The organism is Glycomyces rhizosphaerae, from assembly GCF_042647865.1.
Classification (GTDB): domain Bacteria; phylum Actinomycetota; class Actinomycetes; order Mycobacteriales; family Micromonosporaceae; genus Glycomyces; species Glycomyces rhizosphaerae.
Genome location: NZ_JBHRWO010000022.1, coordinates 108,439 through 128,976 on the forward strand (window position 1 = coordinate 108,439; position 20,538 = coordinate 128,976).

Sequence of the window (20,538 nt, forward strand, 5' to 3'; positions counted from 1 at the left end):
ATGCCCGCCACCGCTCCCAAGCCAGTGCTCCTCGAACTGCTGCGCTGCCCCGAGCCCCACCACGCCCCGCTCTCCTACGACCGCGAGGCCAACGCCCTCACCTGCTCGGAGTGCGCCAAGGTCTTCCGGGTCGAGGACGGCATCCCCGTGATGCTCCTCGACGGCCCGGAGTAAACACATCAGGCGCGGCCCGCGGGCCGCGTCTGGGCTCACCGCGGCGAAGCTCGCGAGCCGCGAGTGAGCACCGCCCGGCAACTTAGCGAAACGCCCAGGGCCGCAGGCCAAGGAGGAGTACAGCATGGGTCTTGAGGACGACGGCCTCGCCGGGATCACCGGCGATCGGCTCCCCGACGAGCGCCGTATCGAAGGCGACCTGAGCGAGTCGATCCGGCCCGGCGGCGCCCTGTGGGCGCTCGCCTCGGCCGGGCCGCAGCTCCGCGAATCAGCCGCGCTCGCCGCCGACGCCGGCCTCGCCGCACTCGCCGAGGAGGGCCGCCCCCGGGCGGTCGTCGTCGCGGGCGTCGGCACCGCCGCCCGCACCGGCGACATCCTCGCCACCGTGGCCGGACCCCGTTGCCCCGTACCGATCCTCGGACACCGCTCCGCCGGCGTCCCCGGTTGGGTGGGCGCGGCCGACGTGGTCATCGCCGTCTCGGCCTCCGGCCGCAGCCCCGAGGCGCTCGCCGCCGCCGAGGCCGCCGCGCGCCGCGGCGCGCGCCTGGTCGCCATCGGCGCACCCGACTCCGAGCTGCAGGCCCTCGCCGAACGGGCCCGCGCCTCGTTCGTGGCCGTCCCGCGCCGCGCGCCCGCGCGACTGAGCCTGTGGGCGCTCGCCGTCCCGGTCCTCATCGCCGCCAGGGAACTCGGCCTCGTGAACCTCGTGGAGGCCGACATCGCCGAGGCCGCGAGGCGGCTCGACGAGGACGCCGAACGCTGCCGCCCCGACGCCGACGCCTACGTGAACCCGGCGAAGGAACTCGCGATGAACCTGGCCGGGTCGATTCCCGTGGTGTGGGGTTCGAGCCCGCTCGCGGGCGTGGCCGCCCGCCGCTTCGGCGACATGCTCGCCGCGAACTCCCGCTACCCGGTGGTCTCCGGCGAACTCGGCGAGGTCGGACGCGGCCGCGTGGGCCTCCTCGACGGCGTGTTCGGCTCGCTCGCCGAAGGCCAGACGGACATCTTCGCCGACCCCGAGGACTCGGAGCTGACGCGGCTGCGGATCGTGCTCATGCGCGACGACGGCCTCGACGGCGACGACACCGTCCCCAAGCCCGACGTCCGCCGCGCCGACGCCGTGGCCGACCTGGCCTCGCGCCGCGGCATCCGCTGCGACGTGCTCCCGGCCGAGGGCGGCTGCTCGCTCGAGCGCCTCGCCTCGCTCATCGCCGTGCCCGACTTCGCGTCGGTCTACCTGGCGCTCGCTCACGGCCTCGACCCGATGCGCGTCCCGGCCGTCTCGGAGATGAAGGACGCCATGCTCGGCTCGGAGTGACCGAACCTCAAGGCCTGCAAAGGATTCACGGCCGTGGACGGCGAGACCGTCCACGGCCTTCCGTTTCCCCCGCCCGCGCATACGTGAGGCGGGCCGGGGTCGCGGGGCGCGCGGGCCGAACCGTTAGAGTTGAGGCCTTCAACCCGAACAGTGAGGAGCGGCGGTGCAGGGGCTCTACGGTGTCATCCGCAACTACGCGTGGGGATCGCAAGTCGACATCGCCCGGCTGCAGGGCCGGGAGGTGCCCGCCGACCTCCCTGAGGCCGAAGAGTGGCTCGGGGCCCACCACAGCGCCCCCTCGACCCTCCACGACGGCCGCCCCCTCGACGACGCGATCGCCTCGGCCCCGGTCGAGATGCTCGGTCAGCGCGTCTACGACCGCTTCGGCGCGAAGCTGCCGTTCCTGCTGAAGCTGCTGGCCGCGGGCAAACCGCTGTCGCTCCAGGCGCACCCGAACTCCCGCCAGGCCCACTCGGGCCACCAGCGCGAACTGCGCATCGGCATCGACGCGGCCTACCGGAACTACGTCGACGACAACCACAAGCCCGAACTGCTGGTGGCGCTCACCGAGTTCCGCGCGATGTGCGGCTTCCGCGACCCGCTCGCGGCCGCCGCCGACATCGAGGCCCTCGGCGTCCCCGAGCTCGCGGCGCTGTGCGCCACGCTGCGGGACCCGAAGGCCGGCCTGCACCGGGCCGTGCCGGACCTGCTGGGCCTCAGCCGCAAGGAGTGTCGCGGGATCATCGACGCCGCCGCGAAGGCCGCCGCCGAACTCGACACCGAAGACGCGGCCGACCTTGTGAACCTGGCCCGCTCCTACCCCGACGACCCGGGCGTCCTGGTGAGCTTGCTGCTCAACCACATCACGCTCCAGCCCGGCGAGGGCGTCTACCTGCCTGCTGGGAATCTGCACGCCTACCTCAAGGGCTTCGGCGTGGAGATCATGGCCGCCAGCGACAACGTGCTGCGCGGCGGTCTCACCAACAAACGCGTCGATGTGCAGGAGTTGTTGCGGGTCTTGGACTTCCGCAAGATCGACGAGCCGCGGGCCATCATCGAGGACGCCGGTCCGGTGCGCTCGTGGCCGGTACCGATCGAGGACTTCGGACTCCGGCGCATCGAGCTCACGGGCGAGCCGCAGACCATCGACATCGACGGCCCCCGGATCTGCCTCAGCACCGGCGGCAGCGTCACCGTCGCCGACGACCGAGGCGAAGTGACCCTCTCCCCCGGCCGCGCGGCCTTCTCGGCGGGTACCGCCGGACCTATCGTCGCGAGCGGCGAAGGCGAACTGTTCATCGCCAGCGCGTAACCCCCACAAGCGAAAGACCGGCCCCGACGTAAGACGTCGGGGCCGGTTCCCATTGCAACGCGGGAACTCCTGAGTGTTTAGGAGAGCTTCTTCTGCACGTCGATGTCGCGACAGAGGCGCCGGTAGCCGACTGCCTCGTTGATCGCGATCATGTGGGTATTGACCTCGGCGTTCCAGGTGTGCACGTATCGGAGCTTCGGCCGGTATTCGCGCAGGAGGCGCTGGTTGGCGATCTTGAGGATGGTGCCGAGGCGCTTGCCGCGGTGGGCCGGGTCGACGATGGTGTCGTTCTGGCCCGCGTGGTCTTCGCTGCCGGGGAACACGAGGATGTCGGTGAGCCCGGCGACCTCGCCGGACTCGACGTGGCGGACCGCGGCGGCGAGCTGGAGTTCGCCGCGGTCGGCGCGCACGCGCTCCTCGTCGCGGACGCGCTCGACGTCGAAGACGGCAGGTCGGATGTCCAGCTCCTCGCCCATCGGCGGGTCGGTGTACATCCGGGCGCGCATGGCCGCGATGCCCTCGACGATGTCGTCGGGCGCGTGGTTCACCCACTGGATGAGCTCGTACCCGGCGGCCTTGTCCCAGGCGTCGACATAGAGACGGGCCAGGTCGTCGTCCTCGACCGCGAAGAGGTCGTTGCGGCGGTGGATCTCGTTGTCGACGCTGGCGTAGCCGCGGGCCTTGGCGAACTCGCGGCCCGCGTGGTCCATGGCGGGGGCGTCATCGACGGTCTCGGCGACGCCGGACAGCAGCGTGTCGCGGCCGAGTTCGGCGACGCGCTGCTCTAGGAATTCGAGCAGGCGGGTGCCGATGCCGCGGCGGCGGTGGTCGGGGTGGACTTCGAGTTCGAAGCTCGCGAGGTGCTGGTTGTCCTTGAGGAAGAGGACGAGCTCGAAGCCGCCCACGACCTTGCCTTCGACACGGGCGACATAGCGCTCGACGTCGACGGACGCGGGATAGAGGAGCAGGCGGAGCCGCTGGTGAGCGGGGCTGTAGGGGGCGTCGCCGGGCCGGTCGTGCGCGATGACGGCGTTCTGCATGGTGATCCACGCCCCGACGAGGTCGGCGTCGAGGGGATCGATCGGGAGAATGTCAATGTCGCTCATAGCCCCCGTACCGTCTCGCATTACGGGAAGGGGCGCAAGCGAATTAGGGAGCGGGCACAAAAATGTGCCGGGCGGCCACCCCAGACCGCCCGGCACTCCCCCCGGTTTGGTATTCCCGCGCGCCGCCGGTGATGGTTCAGGACCCTGTGGATCCCCCGCATCTCCGTGACGCTGCGTATTTGCAATATTACCCACAGCCTCAGCAGTGTCAAGCAGAAACACGCTTTGCTGGAAAATTTTTTTCCGTGGCGTCCGCCGCAGTGCTTCAGGCAACAGTGCTCCAGGCGTCGGCCCCAGTGGCGTTCTTCAGGGCGGCGAGGCGCGGCGCGTAGCATTTCTGCCATGACGAACACGCTGCGAGCCGACGACTACAAGGTTGCCGACCTCAAGCTGGCCGACTTCGGCCGACACGAGATCCGCCTGGCCGAACACGAGATGCCCGGCCTCATGGCCCTGCGCGAGCGTTACGGCGCGTCCCGCCCGCTGGAGGGTGCCCGGATCACCGGGTCCCTACACATGACGATCCAGACCGCCGTGCTCATCGAGACGCTGACCGCGCTCGGCGCGCGCGTCCGCTGGGCCTCGTGCAACATCTTCTCCACTCAGGACCACGCCGCCGCCGCGATCGCGGTCGGCCAGGGCACTCCTGATGCGCCGCAGGGCGTCCCGGTGTTCGCCTGGAAGGGCGAGACGCTGGAGGAGTACTGGTGGTGCACCGAGCGCGCCCTCGACTGGGGCGACGAGGAGCCGAACCTGATCCTCGACGACGGCGGCGACGCCACGATGCTCGTGGTCAACGGCGCCAAGTTCGAGGCCGCCGGGGCCGTGCCGGACAGCGCCACCGCCGAGAGCGAAGAGGAGGGCATCGTGCTCGCGGTGCTCGCCCGGAACCTCAAGGAGAACCCGAACCGCTTCTCGCGCAAGTCCGCCGCGATCAAGGGCGTCACCGAGGAGACCACCACCGGCGTGCACCGGCTCTACGAGCTGGAGCGCGAGGGCCGCCTGCCGTTCCCGGCGATCAACGTGAACGACTCGGTGACCAAGTCGAAGTTCGACAACAAGTACGGTGTGCGCCACTCGCTGCCGGACGGCATCAATCGCGCCACGGACGTGCTCATCGGCGGCAAGACCGTCGTGGTCTGCGGCTACGGCGACGTCGGCAAGGGCTCGGCGGAGGCGCTGCGGGGCCAGGGCGCACGCGTCATCGTCACCGAGGTCGACCCGATCTGCGCGCTGCAGGCGGCGATGGACGGCTACCAGGTGCTGACCCTTGAGGACGCGGTCGAGTACGCCGACATCTTCATCACCACCACCGGCAACCGCGACATCATCAACATCGACCACATGCGCCGGATGAAGCACCAGGCGATCGTCGGCAACATCGGCCACTTCGACAACGAGATCGACATGGCCGGCCTCGCCGCCGAGCCCGGCGTCAAGAAGCTCGAGGTCAAGCCGCAGGTCCACGAGTGGCAGTTCGCCGACGGGCACTCCATCATCGTGCTCAGCGAGGGCCGCCTGCTGAACCTGGGCAACGCGACCGGGCACCCGAGCTTCGTGATGAGCAACAGCTTCACGAACCAGGTGCTCGCGCAGATGGAGCTGCACACCAAGCTCGACGAGTACCCGATCGGCGTCTACACGCTGCCGAAGAAGCTCGACGAAGAGGTCGCGCGCCTGCACCTCGACGCGCTCGGCGTCAAGCTCACCGAGCTGAGCAAGAAGCAGGCCGACTACATCGGCGTGGAAGTCGACGGGCCTTACAAGCCCGACCACTACCGGTACTAGGCAAGAGGAAGCGGCCCGGACCTTTCGGTCCGGGCCGATTTTTTCGTGTCCTTAGAGCTCGGCCTTGTCGATGACCGAGCGGGTGATCTTGGCGATCTCCTTGACGATCGTGACGCCCGTGGACTCGTTCGGCGCCTTGCTGGTCAGGATCGCCATGCGAACGGAGGGCTGGTTCGGCACGTTGATGACCCCGCAGGAGTTGACGACCCAGAGCCCGCCGAGCGAGGTGCGGGTGTCCCAGCCGTTCTTGATCCAGACCTTCTCGCCGGTCTTCGCGGCGGCGCTGACGCCCCAGGCCTGGACGGCGGCGACGCCGCCCATGAGCCAGCGCGCGTGGTCCACTTCGTCCTTCGTGAGCCTGTTCCTGTAGAGCAGCTGGTTCATGATCTTCAGCTGGTCGGTGGCGTTCGTGGTGGTCAGGCCCCAGCGGCAGTCGGAGGAGGACTTCGTGTACTGCAGGCCGTAGCGGGTGTGGGCCGCCGAGAGCGCGCTGCAGCCGCCGAGGTGGTTGTACACCGTCGTGGTCGAGTCGTTGTTGGACCAGACGATCATCTGGCGCGCGTGCTCCTTGATGTCGGAGGGGATCGCCGAGACCCCGTTGTACTTCTCCAGCAGCATCAGGAGGATCTCCATCTTCACGATGGAGGCGGTGTCGTGGATCTGGGTCTTGTTGGCCGTGACGAGGCGGGAGCCGCGCTTGACGGCCACCGAGGCCTCGGTCTGGGTGCCCGTGGTGGCCAGGTAGGTCTTGACGCGGCTCGCGAGCTCGGTGGAGAGCTCCGCGTCGGTGGGTCCGGCCGCGAAGGCGACGGTGGCGCCGTAGACGGCGCTGCCTCCGGCGAGTGCGACCGCGGCGGGGATGCCGATGCGCAGCAGGGTGCGTCGGGAGGGGCGGCGGGGGTGTCGTTCGGGGGCTTGCTGAGTCATGTGGCTAGGTTATGAAATCGGCTCAAGTCCTGTGACGGCGGTCGCGTCCGTCCCATTGCGAATGGATGGGTGTCATTGGCGCGCAGGCCGAAGCGCGGCGCGGGCGCCCGGCTGGAGCCGGGCGCCCGCTGGTTTCGCTTGGGCCGCCGTAGAACCGGCGGTCGCTACTCGGTTTCGATGACCTCGCGGGCGATCTTGGCGATCTCCTCGACGATCGGGATGCCCTCCACGTCGTCGACTGCGCCGCTGGTGAGGACGACGAGCTTGACCGGGTCGTCGCCGTCGCCGCCGAGCACGCCGATCGAGTTGACGACCCAGAGGCCGTCGAGCTGCGACTCGACGTCCCAGCCGTTCTTGATCCAGACCGTCTCGCCTTCCTTGGCGGCGGCCGAGATCCCCCAGGACTGCTCTTCGACGACGCTGCCCATGAGCTCGCGGCCGAGGGCGACCTGCTCGTCGTCGAGGTAGCCCGCGTCGGTGTAGAGGTTGAGGTCGGTGATGACGAGCTGGTCCGGGGCGCTGGACCAGCCGACGCCCCAGCGGCCTTGTGCGTCGGGCGTCGTGTTCTGCAGCTTGTACCGCTCGTGCGCGGCCACGAGCGCTTCCACCCCGCCGAGGTAGTTGTAGAGCTCGGACGTCGCGTCGTTGTCGGACTCGGTGATCATGAGCTGCAGCAGTTCCCGGTGGTCCGCCGGAATCGCGTCGACCGAACCCCAGTACTCCTGGACCATCGCCAAGATCTCGGCCTTCACGATCGAAGCCGTGATGTGGGTCTGGTCGGGGTTGTAGTCGAGGCGCATGTCGCCGCGTTCGATGGCGACGGAGGCCTCGACCTTCGTGCCGGTACTGGCGAGGTATTCGTCGATCCGGGTCTTGAGATCGGCCTCGAGGTCCTCGCGGGAAGGGCCGAAGATCGAGCCGATCCCGTTCCCCGCGGCGTTCGCTGCGACCGTGGTGGCGACCCCGGCGCCCGCGAGCACGACGGCGGGCACGCCGAACCGCAGCAGATTGCGGCGGCTGGGGGTCAGGCGACGGAAGAGTGGTTCGCTTTTGCGGATCATCCTTGCGAGGGTACGGAACCGGTCAAGGTGCGGTCAATGCCCCAAGATCGGAAATCCTTGAGGAACAGGGTCCGAAATCTCATAACCGCCTGAGGCAACCATAAAGCGTGACAAAGGGCGTGCAGTCGGTGACCGCACGCCCTTCGTTGCTCTGGTTCTAGTAGGTCGGCAAGCTCGGGTCGACCTGGTTGATCCAGCCGAGCACGCCGCCTTGGACGTGGACGGCGTTCTTCAGGCCGGCGGCCTTCGCCGCGGCCAGGGCCTCGGCAGAGCGGACGCCCGCCTTGCAGTAGAAGACGGCCTGCTTCTCGGTCGGCAGCTGGCTCAGCGCGGCACCGGAGACGATGTCGCCCTTGGGGATCAGCCGGGAACCGGGGATGCGCACGATCTCGTACTCGGCGGGCTCGCGCACGTCGATGAGGTCGATGTCACGGCCTTCCTTGATCCACGTCTCGAGTTCACGGGCGGTGATGGTGGATCCGATGACGGCCTCCGCGGCTTCGTCGGTCACTGAACCGCAGAAGTCCTCGTAGTCGATGAGTTCGGTGACGGTGGCGTTCGGGCCGCAGACCGCGCAGTTGGGGTCCTTGCGGACCTTGATCTTGCGGTAGGTCATCTCGAGCGCGTCGTAGACCATGAGCGAGCCGACGAGCGGGTCGCCGATGCCGGTGAGGAGCTTGATGGCCTCGGTGACCTGGATCGAGCCGATCGAGGCGCAGAGGACGCCGAGCACGCCGCCCTCGGCGCAGCTCGGGACCATGCCGGGCGGCGGGGGCTCGGGGTAGAGGCAGCGGTAGCACGGGCCCTGGTCGGCCCAGAAGACCGAGGCCTGGCCGTCGAAGCGGTAGATCGAGCCCCACACGTACGGCTTGCCGAGCAGCACGGCCGCGTCGTTGACCATGTAGCGGGTGGCGAAGTTGTCGGTGCCGTCGACGATGAGGTCGTACTGCCCGAAGATCTCGAACACGTTGTCGTTGTCGAGCACCGTGTTGTGGATGACGACGTTGACGTACGGGTTGATCTCGCGGATCGAGGCGGCGGCGGACTCGGCCTTGGGGCGGCCGATGTCGGACTGGCCGTGGATGATCTGGCGCTGGAGGTTCGACTCGTCGACGGTATCGAACTCGGCGATGCCGATCGTGCCGACACCGGCGGCGGCCAGGTACATCAGGGCGGGAGACCCGAGGCCGCCCGCGCCCACACAGAGCACCTTGGCGTTCTTGAGTCGTTTCTGACCGTCCATGGCGACGTCGGGGATGATGAGGTGGCGCGAATAGCGGCGCACCTCGTCGACCGACAGCTCTGAGGCTGGTTCGACCAGCGGCGGCAAACTCATATTGTCAATAATGCATGTCCACGGGGTGGATATTCCACTGGGAAGCGCGATGTGCGGTTCTTCACCCGCATGAGACGGATCGTCTCATCATCCGGAACACCGGACGGTCGTTCAGCGGTCGATGAAGTCGTCCGGCGGGAGCTCGGGGCCGCTGTAGTCGCCGGCCGGCCCGGCGACGTAGGTCGAGCCGTCGGGGAAGGGCCAGGCGTTGCCGACGCAGCCGGCGAGCTGGTAGGTCTGCTGGGCCATCACCGGCGAGAGCTCGCCGTCGGAGGGGCAGACCTCGTGGCCGTGGCCGAGCCGGTGGCCGACCTCGTGGTTCACCGCGTACTGGCGGTAGGTGTCGAGGGTGCCGTCCCAGTGCTCGACACCGGTGATCCAGCGGGCCGAGTTGATGACGACGTTGTCGCCGTTGCGGCACGAGACCGTCGTGTTCTGGGAGCCGCACAGGATCGCGCGCTGCTCGGGGCTGGCGAGGTAGACCGTGAAGTCGGCGCCGCCGCCCTGGGGGACCTGCTGGAAGCGCCAAGCGCCCCCGGCGGTCCAGGAGCGGGCGTCGGCGAGGGTCGCGTTCACGAAGTCGCCGAACTCGGTCGCGTCGAGTTCGAGGCCGTTCTCGACGGCCACGTCGTACTTCAGGAGGGTGCCCGCGTTGCCGACGACGGCGTTGCTCACCGGGGTGGCATAGCTCCAGGTGCCCGTGCCGGAGAAGTACAGCGGCGTGGCCACGGTTTCGGCCTCGAGCTCGGATGCGGGGTCCTCTGCGGTGGACGGGTCGGCGACCGTGGTCGGCGCGACCCGGTCCTCGTCGAGCGCCTGCGGCGTCTCGGTGTCGCCGATGCCGAACGCGAAGTACAGGCCGGCGCCCGCCATGAGGATCAGGATCGCGAAGAACACGAATCGGCGCCGCTTGCGGAGCCTGCGATTGCGTTCCAGCCGTCCCTCTGCCACCTGCCGAGTCTAAGACAGACTGAGCCGCCGCGGGCCGACACCTGAGGTTGAAGTGGCGGCTCAGTGTTCACATTACGGACAAAGCATCATCTGTCGAGTCAGGTGCGGCCGCATGGGATTCCTCGAGCATCGCGACCATCGCGCGCGCCACGGCCTGCGGGCGCTCCATCATCGCCACATGCCCGGTCTGGTCCAGGATGAGCAGCCGCGAATCGGCGATGGCGAGCGCGGTCGGCGGGGCCTGGCGCACGTCGATCACCTTGTCCTGTTTGCCCCAGATGACGAGCGTCGGGCACTGGACGTCCTTGGCGAGCCGCCACAGCGAGTGCGTGCCGGGCACGAACGCCTGAAAGAACGAGGCCATCAGGCCCCGGTAGGTCTGGATGTACGCGCGCGAGTTCCAGGGGACGGCGAGGCGGCGGCGGGCCTCGGCGATCGCCTCGCGGCGGCGCTGCGGGTGGATCGTCGACGGGTCCTGCCAGGTGCCGAGGACGATGTCGTCCACGACCTGCTCCGGGGTGCGCGACCGCATGGCGCGGTCGGCGAACCAGGCCATGCGCGGGACCGCGAGCATCGGCACGAAGCGCGACTGGTGCGAACGGCGCGGGTTCGCGAACGGCATCGCCGGCGAGACCAGCGTCAGGGAGCGGACCAGCCCCGGGCGGGTGGCGGCCAGGTAGACCGAGACGGCGCCGCCGAGCGAGTGGCCCGCGAGGTGCACGGGGGCGCGGCCGGACTCGATGATCCAGGCCGCGACGTCCTGGGCCAGGAGCGGGATCGTGACGCGCGGGGCCGGGGCCGAATGCCCGAAACCGGGCAGATCGATCGCGTCGACCGCGAGGTGGTCCGAGAGCGCGTCGGCGAGGTCCGTCCAGTTCTGCGCGGAACCGCCGAGCCCGTGGACGAACACCGCGGGCTCGGCGCCGGGCGCGGTCGCCGGCGTGTGCCGGATGAAGAGGCGGCGGCGGCTGAGCTGGTGTTCCATACCCGGGAACGGCGGGTGGGGGCGGGTCGGATTGCGAACCCCGCCCGCCTCGGCCAGCCGTGCCCGTTTCATGGGACCTAGTGTGACACTTCGTCGGCCAGCGCGCCCAATGTAGCCGAAACCACCGCGCGGGACCGTTCGGCGGTGACCACCGCGGCCCCCGAGAGGCGGCGCACGGAACGGCCGTCGAGCCAGAGGATGACGACGACGGCGGTCTTCACCGGTCCAGTGGGGACGATCGAGGCGTGCTCGACCTCGACGCGGATGTCGCTCGCGCCGAGCCGGGGACGCAGGGCCTCGACCGTGGCCGCGGCGGCGGCGTGCTGGATGTGCCAGTCGATCGGCGGGACGGCCACCTTGCCGGTGGACTCGGCGTCGCCGAGCGCGAGCGTGACGCTGACCTCGGCTTCGAGCCCGGCGGACTCGATCTCGACGCGGCGCAGCTCGACCGGGCCGACCTTCGCCACGTCGATCTCGGACGAAGGCGACTCGACCTGGTCGTGGACCTCCGGCTCATCGGAGGACTGCGGCCCGGGCTCGACGGCGCGCTGCTCGTTGACGACGGCGGAGACCACCGCGTGGACTTCGTCGGGGTCCACGCCGTCCTCGAGTTCGAGGCGCAGGCTGGAAGCGCCGTCAGGGGCGGTCACGTGGAAGGCGTCGCGGACGCCGGGGACCTGGCGCACGGCGTCGACGAGTCTCGCGGATTCGGGGTCGTTCACGTCTTTTTCCACTGTCGCGGGAGGGGTGGGCTCGGCGAGCGGCGGGCGGTTCGCCGGGGGCGTGCGCAGCGGGGCCTGCTCGGTGACGGGCGGGCTGGGGACCGCTGCGGGCGACACCTCGGTGACCGGCGGCGCGGGCTGCACGATCGGGAACTGCTCGGTCTGCTGGTCGGCGCCCATCGGCGGCTGCGGGGCGGGCGCGCTCGTGGTGGGCGGCGGGGCCTGTTGCGGGACGGCGATCGGGCCGGTCTGCTGCTGCGGGTGCTGCTGCGCGGGAGTCGGCGCGGTTCCGGCCGGTTCCTGAGGCGCCTCCGGTGCCGCGGGCGGTGCCGGGGGCTCCTGCGGAGTGGCGGGCGCGGGCGGCACGCTGCGGTCGTGGGCTGGCGCGCTGTACTCCTGGGTCGCACCGGGGGTCGCGCCGTTGGCGCTGGGAGGCGCGATGAACTCCTGGTTCGCGCGGGGGGCGTTGAACTGCTGCGGCGCGGGCGAGGGGCTGAACTCCTGATTCGCGCCCGGCAGTTGCCCGGTGTACTCCTGGTTCACGCCTGGCGGCGCGCTGTACTCCTGGTTCACGCCCGGCGGCGCGCTGTACTCCTGGTTCACGCCTGGCGGCGCGCTGTACTCCTGGTTCACGCCCGGCGGCGCGCTGTACTCCTGGTTCACGCCCGGCGGCGCGCTGTACTCCTGGTTCACGCCCGGCGGCGCGAACTGCGGGTTGGCGGGCGGTGCGCTCGGCAGGGCCTGGTGCGGGGCGGAGTAGTACTGCTGCTGCGCGCCTTGGTCCTGGACGGGCGGCGCACTGAACTCCTGGTTCGCGGCCGGCGCCGCGCCGTTGGCGCTCGGCGGTGCGATGTATTCCTGGTTCGCACCTGGCGGCGCACTGTACTCATGGTTCGCACCTGGCGGTGCGAACTCCTGATTCGGTTGCGGCGGGCCCGGGTTGGGGTGCTGCTGGGGCGCGTAGTCGCCGGGCATGGGCGGGGCGCTGTAGCCCGGGTGCTGTTGCGGCGCACCGAAGTCCTGCTGGGGAGGCGCGCCGTGGTCCTGGTTCGGCGGCGACGCGGCGTTCATGGACGGCGGCGCGAACGGCGACTGCTGCTGTTGCTGCTCGCCCGAGAAGTTCTGGGGCGCTTGGGAATGCTGCGGGGCGGGCGGGATCGGCTCGAACTGCTCGCCGGGAGAAGGACGACGCGTGGCCGGGACCATCGGGCCGGTCTCGGCGATCTCGACCGGCACCTGGCCGGTCGGATCCTCGCTGTAGCGGTGGCGCCGTCCCCGGTCCGGGTCGAACCGGTACTGCTCCGGCGACTGCCCCATCCCCTGCCGCGCCTCTTCGGCGGGCTCGGGAGCCTCCTCGGCGGGCGGGCCCCACGACCTGCCGATGCGCCTGCGGGCGGGCCGGTCCTCCCCGCTCGGACGCTGCGGCTCATCCGGTCGGTTCTGGTCATACACCACTAGACAACTCCTTCATATTCCCGCCCTCAAGGTACCGTGGCGCGGCCAGTGACTCGAACCCGCGTTTGTCGCCCCCGTACGCTGGGAGACTGTATTCAGGTTTCCGTAAACTTCGTTCGGGTCGCAAGAGCGGGCGACTGACGGATGGGCGACATGAGCCGAGGAGAGGTGCCGGAGTGAACAGCGCTGGTGAGGGCCGGGTCCGACTGCCCAGAAGCGAACGCCGGGCGCAGCTGCTGCGGGCCGCCCAGGACGTCTTCGTCTCCAAGGGGTACCACAGCACCTCCATGGACGACATCGCCGAGAACGCCGGGGTCTCGAAACCCGTGCTGTACCAGCACTTCACGTCGAAACTGGAGCTGTACCTGGCACTGCTCGACGGGCGCGCGGCCGAACTGGTCGGGCAGGTGCGCCATGCCCTTGAGTCCACTGAGGATAATAAAGAGCGGGTCAACCGCGCCATGCGGGCCTACTTCGAATTCGTGGACGCGCAGGGCGAGGCGTTCCGGCTCGTCTTCGAGTCCGACCAGCGCAACGACCCCGAAGTGTCCGAGCGGGTCCTGAAGATGGAGGCCGACTGCGTGGCCGCGATGGCCGAGACCATCATGGGCGACACGCACGTCGACAAGGCCCGCGCCGAACTGCTCGCGACCGGCCTGCTGGGCATCGCCGAGATCTCGGCGCGCAAATGGATCGCCTCCGACCGCGCCATCCCCAAGGACGAGGCCGTACAGCTCATGAGCACCCTCGCTTGGCGGGGCATCTCGCACTTCCCGCGCGAAGGCGAAGCCGAGCACCAGTAGTCACGGCTCGTCGAAGCGATTCACGTGAGCCCTGCCACGTTCTGGGCCCGGCCCCGTTCGCTCTCGGCGCACTGCGCGGTGCCGGTCCCCCGCGAGCCCCGCGAGTAGTCTTGCAACCGTAGAGACGTCACAGTATTTCGATTGAGGAGGGCCCGTGGAGGTCAAGATCGGTGTCCAGTACGCCCCACGCGAACTGGTGTTGGAGAGCAAGCTGTCGCCGAAGGACCTGACCGAGACGATCGAGCAGGCCGTCTCGAACGGCGGCGTGCTCCATCTCGAGGACGACAAGGGCCGTCAGGTGTACATCCCCGTCGAGAAGATCGCCTACGTCGAGGTCGCCGCGACCAACGTGCGGTCCGTTGGCTTCACCGTCGACAAGTAGGGCAATAGCGCCGCAAAGGCCCGGAGCGATGCTCCGGGCCTTTCGCATCGCTACAGGACGGTGAACGGGGCGGTGCCGCCCACCGGCTCGCCCTCGTTGGTCACCTCGTTCGGGCCGGCATTGAAGACCCGCCACAGGGTCGAGTTCGCCACGATGATGACCGGCTCGCCGCGGCCGGGAACCGTGTTCTCCGGGGCCGCCGGGTTCGCCGCGATCTCCGTGATCTGCGGGAACGGCTCGGTCCCCGTCTGCGCCCTGGCCTGCGAATTGTCGATCGCGACCCGGAACAGCTTGTCGTCGTCCCGCTTCCCGGCCACCCACAGGAAGTTCTCAGAGCTCCAGGCCACGTCGGACACGTCCTCGATGTCCGGGCCGATCTGCCGCGCATCGCCCACCGTGAGGTTCCCGTCCGGGTCGAGGCCCAGCGGAACCACCCACGCGAGGCCGTCCTCGACGTACGCCAGGCGCCGCCCGTCCGCCGCGAGCGTCATCGCGGTCAGCTGGTCCCCCACGCCCAACTGCTGCGTCGCCCCGGTGGCCGGGACGACGAGCATCGGCACGCCGTCGACGATGACGAGCACTCGGTCCCCGTCGAGCCACTGCGGATCCTCGAGCTCACCGTTCAGGCCCGTGATGGAACGCATCGCCGAAGGGGAAGCGCCGATCTGCAGGACCTCGCCTCCCGATCCGGCCACGACCGCGGCGATCTTGTCGCCGGGACCGATCGCGACCTGCCGCAGGCCGGCGGCACTGAACCCGACCCACGGGTGGGCGGCGGACTCCGTGGTGACCTTCCCGTCGGTCGTGTACTCCCACACTTCGTCGTTCGCGATGAAGTAGGCGGTCTCGGGCAGGTCGGGCGGGATGGCGTTCCAGTTGCGCCATTGCGCCGCCTCGCCCTCGGCCCTGGTCTCGCCGTCGGTGGTGAGCTTGAATTCGCCGTCGACGCCGAGGCTCCAGACGAGCTGCGCGGCAATCGCCTGAGCGGTCTCGTCATCGATGGCCTCGCCGAGCGAGAGGTCGACTTCGACGTCTCCGTCCGAAGGGGTGATCTTGCCGTTCGTGCCGCTCGGGATCGCGTCGCTCCCCGACTGCCTGGCGAAATCCGAGGGCCCCAGGACCATCATCCACTCGAACAGCAGGCGCTGGCGGGTCTCGACGTCGAGCTCGGCGTAGATCCAGCGCAGGTCGGGGACGAGGAGTTCGGCCTGTCCGGCCTGGTAGTACATCGGGGCCTGCACGTAGGCCTCGCCGAAGTAGTCGTAGTCGAGCGCGACCTGGACGGGCAGGGTGCTCATCTCCCACGCGTCCTGGGTCTGCGCGCGCTGGAGGGTGAAGGTCTCGCTGTAGCCGCTGGGGCTCGGGTTCATGCGGACCGAGCCGTCTTCGTTGTACGTGCCGACGACCGAGCCCGTCACGGAGACCGTGGCCGAGTAGAGGTCGTTCGCGTCGACGGCGAAGGCGAGGCCGGCGACGAGGCGGATGCCCTCCTTGGCGCCGGAGAACTGCGCATCACCGCTCGCCGTGAAGCTGTTGAGGCGGTCGTTGGTGCTGGCCGGGTCGCCCGCGGCGGCCCTGAGGAAGTTCTCGACGGTCCCCGCGGCGTCGGTCGTCGGCGCGAACGTCTCCGGGTTGGCCCCCGTGGACGAGTCGAAGTCGGTGGGGGCGTCGCCGACGACCTCAGGCGACTTGTCGGTCGGGATGCCGCAAGCGGCCAGGGCCCAAGCGGCGCTCAACGCGGCTGCGGCGGCGAGGCTAGTCCTGCGTCGCATGCGGGGCCTCCTTCGTCCGCTCGAGTCGCAGCGGGATCGGCGAGTTGATGACCCGGTTCCCGGACTGCAGCGGGAGGGTGAGCACGAACAGGGTGCCCTCGCCCGCCTCGCCGGTGGCCTGGAGGGTGCCGGAGTGGAGCTTCGCGTCCTCGAGGCTGATGGCCAGGCCCAGACCGGTACCGCCGGTCTTGCGGTTGCGGGAGGGGTCGGCGCGCCAGAACCGGTCGAAGACGCGGTCGGCATGTCCGGGCTTGAGGCCCACCCCGTGGTCGCGCACGGCGACGGCCACCGCCGTCTCGCTCTCGGCGACGGTGATCGCGACGGGCCGGCCTTCGGCGTGCTCGATCGCGTTCGAGACGAGGTTGCGCAGGATGCGGTGGACGCGGCGCGGGTCGACCTCTGCGATCACGCGGCGGTCGGGCTTGGCGACGTCGACCTCGACGCCGCATTCGTCGGCGAGGCTGGCCAGTCCCTCCACGACGTCCTCGGCGATGCGGCCGACGTCCACGGCCTCCACTTCGAGCGAGGCGAACCCGGAGTCGAAGCGGGAGATCTCCAGCAGCTCCTGGAGCAGGTCCTCGAAGCGGTCGATCTCGTGCTGGAGGAGCTCGGCCGAGCGCTTCGTGACCGCGTCGAAGTCGTCGCGGTTGTCGTACAGCAGGTCGGCGGCCATGCGGATGGTGGTCAGCGGGGTGCGCAGTTCGTGCGAGACGTCGGAGGTGAAGCGCCGCTGCATCATCGACATCTCCTCGAGCCTGCGGATCTGGCTCTGGAGGTTCTCGGCCATGAGGTTGAACGAGCCGGCGAGACGGGCCAGGTCGTCGGACCCGCGCACCTCCATGCGCTCGTGGAGCAGCCCGGCGGCCAGGCGCTGCGACGTGCGGGCGGCCTCGCGCACGGGCGTGACCACGAGCCTCGTGACGAGCGCGGCGATGACGCCGAGGAGCAGCACGAGGGCGACCCCGGCGAGGGCCAGGTTGGTGCGGAGGAGGCTGATGGCCTCCTGCTGCGATTCGAGCGGGTAGAACGCGTAGATCTCGTACCCGAAGTTCAGGTCGATGTACGAGCCGACGACGAGGTACGGCATGGTCTCCTCGTCGCCGTCGATCGCGAACTCGCCGTACTGGGTCGCGACCTTGCCTTCGCCCACGGTCTCCTGGAGCGCCGCGCTCGGCTCGGCGCCGCCCGAGATCGGGTGCGTCTTGGTCACGTCCCCTTCGGCGGTGCGCAGCATGATGTACGGCGAGAAGACCGGGTCCTGGCCGAGCTCGTCCACGATCCGCTGCATGGTCGCGGGCAGCGTGTTGTCGGACGCGGAGGTGAAGGTGCCCAGTTGCGCGGCGGCGCGGTTGGCGGCGTTCTGCGTCTCTTCGATCGCCGTCTCCTGGCGTTCGTCGAGGAGGCCCGAGGTGACCGATCCGGCCACCACGAAGCTGAAGATGAGGACGAGGATCGTGGAGGCGATCAGGGTCGAGGAGACCACGCGCAGCTGCAGGGAGGCGCGGAAGCGGTCGACCAGCGGCCGGGAGACGCGGCCCGCGAAGCGGCCGGCGCCTTGGGCGAGACGCCGGAGCCAAGCCGGCCTCTCGCGAGTCCGGCTCCGATCCGATCCCACTAGCCCAATCCGGCCTTGTACCCGACGCCGCGCACGGTCTGGATGAGCTGGGGGCGCTCGGGGTCGGGCTCGATCTTGGCGCGCAGGCGCTGGACGTGGACGTTCACCAGGCGCGTGTCGGCCGAGTGCCGGTAGCCCCACACCTGCTCCAGGAGGACCTGGCGGGTGAAGACCTGGCGCGGCTTCCGGGCGAGCGCCACGAGCAGGTCGAACTCGAGCGGCGTGAGCTTGACTTCGGCGCCGTTGAGGGTGACCTGGTGGGCGGGCACGTCGATCTGGACCTGGAGGCCGGGCTTGCCGATCTCGAGGCGTTCGGGCGTGACGTCGTCGCCGCGGCGCAGGCGGGCGCGGATGCGGGCCACCAGCTCCTTGGGCTTGAACGGTTTGACTATGTAGTCGTCGGCGCCCGATTCGAGGCCGAGCACGATGTCGACCGTGTCGGACTTGGCGGTGAGCATGACGATGGGCACGCCGGACTCGCCGCGGATGGCCTTGGCGACGTCTATGCCGCTCATGCCCGGGAGCATGAGGTCGAGCAGCACGATGTCGGGTCGGTGCTCCTTGAACGCGGCGAGCGCCTTCTCCCCGTCGGTGACGAACGTGGGTGTGAAGCCTTCGGTCCGGAGGATGATGCCGAGCATCTCCGCCAGGGCCGGGTCGTCGTCTACGACGAGTACACGTGCTCTCATGGACACCAGTTTTCCACCTCGCTAAAGGCTAAAGCACCACGGGTGTCTACCCGTGGTGCTCTAACTGTAACGACTATCCGGCGGACTTGACGGCCCGTGCGGGGTCAGTGCCTGCGGCGATGGCTTCGAACGGCTCGCGGCCGGCCTGGATTTCACCGAGTTGGACCATTTCGCGCTTCGTGAAGAAGCCGACGATCCAGTCCGCGAGGACCCGGCCCTTGCGGCCGGTCCCGGGCACGCGCGACAGGTGGTAGCCGCGGTGCATGAGCCATGCGAGCAGGCCCTTGGCCTTGAAGCCGTAGGTGTTGGCGACGCCCTTGTACAGGCCGAGGCCGGCCACCGAGCCGATGTACTTGTGCTCGTACGGCTTGAGTTCGCGGCCGACGTGCTTGAAGTACACGTTGTCGGCCAGGATGCGGGCCTGGCGGACGGCGTGCTGCGCCGACGGCGTGCACCAGTCCATCGGGAAGTCCGAGGTGTCGGGGACCTGCGTGGAGTCACCGGCGCCCCAGGCGCCCTCGACGACCTCGCCGATGGTGTTCTTGCCGGCTTCGACACCGGTGGCGACCTGGAGGCGCGTGTTGCACTCGAGGTGGCCGCGCGGGCCGATCGGCAGGTCCGACTGCTTCAGGACCGGGTTCGGCATGACCCCGGCGGTCCAGATGATGGTGTCGGAGTCGAACTCCTCGCCGTCGGTGAGGACGACGTGGCCGCCCTCGCAGGACTTGAGGGTGGTGCCGAGGCGGATGTCGACGCCGCGCTTGGTGAGCTGGCGGGCGGCGTACGCGCCCATCTCCGGGCCCACCTCGGGCAGGATCTTGTTCGCGTACTCGACGAGGTACCACTTGATCTCGTCGGCGTCGAGCATCGGGTAGTTCTTGACGATGTTCGCCGTGAGGTCCTCGAGCTCGCCGAGGGTCTCGGCGCCGGCGAAGCCGCCGCCCACCGTGAGGAACGTCAGGGCCTTGCGGCGCACGTCCGGGTCTTCGGTCGTGGCGGCGATGTCGAAGCGCTGGAGCACGTGGTTGCGCAGCCAGATGGCCTCGCCCATCGACTTGATGCCGATGGCCGTGTCGGCCAGACCGGGGATGGGAAGGGGCCTGGAGACGGAGCCGGGGGCGACGATGACCTCGTCGTACTCGATCTCGCGGGCGGGGCCGACGAAAGGCTGCACGAGGAGCTTGCGCTCGGCGTGCTTGATCTCGGTGACCGCACCGGTGAGGATGGTGCAGAGCTTGAGGGCCTGTCGGAGCGGCACAACACCGTGTCGCGGGGAGATGGATCCAGCAGCCGCCTCGGGCAGGAACGGCTGGTAGGTCATGTGCTGGTTGGGGTCGATGACCATCAGTTCCACTTGACCGCGCTTGATGTCGCCCTTCAAGAGCTTGCTCAAGCGTTCGGCAACGTAAAAACCGACGTGACCGGCACCTATCACGACAATACGTTTCACGCGCTCAATTCTGGCCTTACTCAGGGGTTCTTGTGTAGTGAACGCGCGAGGACGTAGATCACTGTTACCGCTGCCACGATTCCGGCCCCGATGACGAGGCCGGCGGCCAGGCCGGTGAAATACGCGGTGAACAGGGCCAGGGTGCCGGCGACGACCACAGTCGACCCCAGGACGAGCCCCAGGTGGCGGGCCCAGGTGAGGATGATCTCACCGTCCATTGCGGTAGTCGTTCGGAATCGTTGCGTCACGGCCGCCGTGGCGTGGGCGATATACAGCAGGCAGGCGATGGCGGTGGTCGTCCACAGGGAAGCGTCGCCGTCCGCCATGGCACTGCTGAGGAGCCAGGCGGCGAGGACGAACAGGATCGCGGCGACCGGGGCGATCCCGGCCGGGAGCAGAGCCGCGGCAAGGGCGAAGAGCGCGGCGGCGGCGACGTAGCCTCCGGCGGCGGCCCACTCAGGCGGGACGGCCAGCTCGGCGGCGATGAACAGCGACAACGCGACAGCGAGGCGCAGCACGACCGGGGCGGGCGCGACGCGCCGGGCCCAGGAGACGCCGCCGGCCTTGCCGGCTTTGAGGCGCTCGCGGGCGCCGTCGGTGAGGGCCTGGACGAGGCCGCGGCTGGCGTCGCTCATTCATGACTCGCAAGCTTCGAGGGGCTCATTTATGACTCGCAAGCTTCGTCAAGGCGG

General features: G+C 69.5%; 18 protein-coding genes. 6 read left to right on the top strand and 12 right to left on the bottom strand.

The genetic code is table 11. The features are described from left to right. The 3 genes from ACFO8M_RS26165 to manA all read left to right on the top strand — a co-directional run bounded on the left by ACFO8M_RS26165 (position 1) and on the right by manA (position 2,804). Positions 1-174: a Trm112 family protein gene (locus ACFO8M_RS26165; RefSeq protein ID WP_205326859.1), complete on the top strand. Its 174-nt coding sequence runs from the start codon at positions 1-3 to the stop codon at positions 172-174. A gap of 124 nt (positions 175-298) precedes the next feature. Next, entirely contained in the window at positions 299-1,492 is a 1,194-nt protein-coding gene (locus ACFO8M_RS26170) for an SIS domain-containing protein (RefSeq protein WP_387980973.1), read from the top strand. 163 nt (positions 1,493-1,655) lie between these two features. Further along, positions 1,656-2,804, top strand: coding sequence for a mannose-6-phosphate isomerase, class I (gene manA / locus ACFO8M_RS26175; protein WP_387980974.1), 1,149 nt, complete (start codon positions 1,656-1,658; stop codon positions 2,802-2,804). Positions 2,805-2,881: 77 nt separating this feature from the next. On the opposite strand, the gene ACFO8M_RS26180 is transcribed toward manA, so the two are convergent. Further along, complete coding sequence (locus ACFO8M_RS26180; RefSeq protein ID WP_387980976.1) at positions 2,882-3,910, bottom strand: GNAT family N-acetyltransferase; 1,029 nt, start codon at positions 3,908-3,910, stop codon at positions 2,882-2,884. Between the two features lie 342 nt (positions 3,911-4,252). Between ACFO8M_RS26180 and ahcY the strand changes: the two genes are divergently transcribed. After that, entirely contained in the window at positions 4,253-5,698 is a 1,446-nt protein-coding gene (ahcY, locus tag ACFO8M_RS26185) for an adenosylhomocysteinase (RefSeq protein ID WP_387980977.1), read from the top strand. Between the two features lie 51 nt (positions 5,699-5,749). Here ahcY and ACFO8M_RS26190 read toward each other — a convergent pair whose 3' ends face one another. The 6 genes from ACFO8M_RS26190 to ACFO8M_RS26215 form a co-directional block, all read right to left on the bottom strand. Further along, positions 5,750-6,625: a serine hydrolase gene (locus ACFO8M_RS26190; RefSeq protein WP_387980978.1), complete on the bottom strand. Its 876-nt coding sequence runs from the start codon at positions 6,623-6,625 to the stop codon at positions 5,750-5,752. Positions 6,626-6,789: 164 nt separating this feature from the next. Further along, positions 6,790-7,686: a hypothetical protein gene (locus ACFO8M_RS26195; RefSeq protein WP_387980979.1), complete on the bottom strand. Its 897-nt coding sequence runs from the start codon at positions 7,684-7,686 to the stop codon at positions 6,790-6,792. 157 nt (positions 7,687-7,843) lie between these two features. Beyond that, positions 7,844-9,022: an adenylyltransferase/sulfurtransferase MoeZ gene (gene moeZ, locus ACFO8M_RS26200; protein ID WP_387980981.1), complete on the bottom strand. Its 1,179-nt coding sequence runs from the start codon at positions 9,020-9,022 to the stop codon at positions 7,844-7,846. 111 nt (positions 9,023-9,133) lie between these two features. Beyond that, the gene (locus tag ACFO8M_RS26205) at positions 9,134-9,973 is read right to left on the bottom strand and encodes a DUF3152 domain-containing protein (RefSeq protein WP_387980983.1); all 840 of its coding nucleotides are present in this window, start codon (positions 9,971-9,973) and stop codon (positions 9,134-9,136) included. Between the two features lie 67 nt (positions 9,974-10,040). Further along, entirely contained in the window at positions 10,041-11,030 is a 990-nt protein-coding gene (locus ACFO8M_RS26210; RefSeq protein WP_387980985.1) for an alpha/beta fold hydrolase, read from the bottom strand. A 5-nt stretch (positions 11,031-11,035) separates the two neighbouring features. Then, positions 11,036-13,135, bottom strand: a complete 2,100-nt coding sequence (locus ACFO8M_RS26215; RefSeq protein ID WP_387980987.1) for a hypothetical protein — start codon at positions 13,133-13,135, stop codon at positions 11,036-11,038. Positions 13,136-13,311: 176 nt separating this feature from the next. Between ACFO8M_RS26215 and ACFO8M_RS26220 the strand changes: the two genes are divergently transcribed. Together ACFO8M_RS26220 and ACFO8M_RS26225 are read left to right on the top strand one after the other, a co-directional pair. Next, a complete protein-coding gene (locus ACFO8M_RS26220; protein WP_387980989.1) occupies positions 13,312-13,938 on the top strand; it encodes a TetR/AcrR family transcriptional regulator in 627 nt (208 codons plus the stop codon). A gap of 154 nt (positions 13,939-14,092) precedes the next feature. Then, positions 14,093-14,320: a DUF3107 domain-containing protein gene (locus ACFO8M_RS26225; RefSeq protein WP_387980990.1), complete on the top strand. Its 228-nt coding sequence runs from the start codon at positions 14,093-14,095 to the stop codon at positions 14,318-14,320. Between the two features lie 50 nt (positions 14,321-14,370). Here the strand turns inward: ACFO8M_RS26225 and ACFO8M_RS26230 are convergent, their stop codons facing one another. From ACFO8M_RS26230 to ACFO8M_RS26250, 5 genes are all read right to left on the bottom strand, one after another. Beyond that, the gene (locus ACFO8M_RS26230; RefSeq protein ID WP_387980991.1) at positions 14,371-16,092 is read right to left on the bottom strand and encodes an LpqB family beta-propeller domain-containing protein; all 1,722 of its coding nucleotides are present in this window, start codon (positions 16,090-16,092) and stop codon (positions 14,371-14,373) included. Then, positions 16,076-17,707, bottom strand: coding sequence for an MtrAB system histidine kinase MtrB (gene mtrB / locus ACFO8M_RS26235; protein WP_387980993.1), 1,632 nt, complete (start codon positions 17,705-17,707; stop codon positions 16,076-16,078). The genes ACFO8M_RS26230 and mtrB overlap by 17 nt, the downstream gene beginning before the upstream one ends. Beyond that, a complete protein-coding gene (gene mtrA, locus ACFO8M_RS26240; protein WP_030155693.1) occupies positions 17,707-18,396 on the bottom strand; it encodes an MtrAB system response regulator MtrA in 690 nt (229 codons plus the stop codon). Before mtrA ends, mtrB begins: the two co-directional genes overlap by 1 nt. Before the next feature lie 73 nt (positions 18,397-18,469). Further along, positions 18,470-19,846 (bottom strand): NAD(P)/FAD-dependent oxidoreductase, encoded by a 1,377-nt coding sequence (locus ACFO8M_RS26245; RefSeq protein ID WP_387980994.1) that lies wholly within the window; start codon positions 19,844-19,846, stop codon positions 18,470-18,472. A gap of 20 nt (positions 19,847-19,866) precedes the next feature. Beyond that, positions 19,867-20,481 (bottom strand): hypothetical protein, encoded by a 615-nt coding sequence (locus ACFO8M_RS26250; protein WP_387980995.1) that lies wholly within the window; start codon positions 20,479-20,481, stop codon positions 19,867-19,869. Positions 20,482-20,538: the final 57 nt, after the last annotated feature.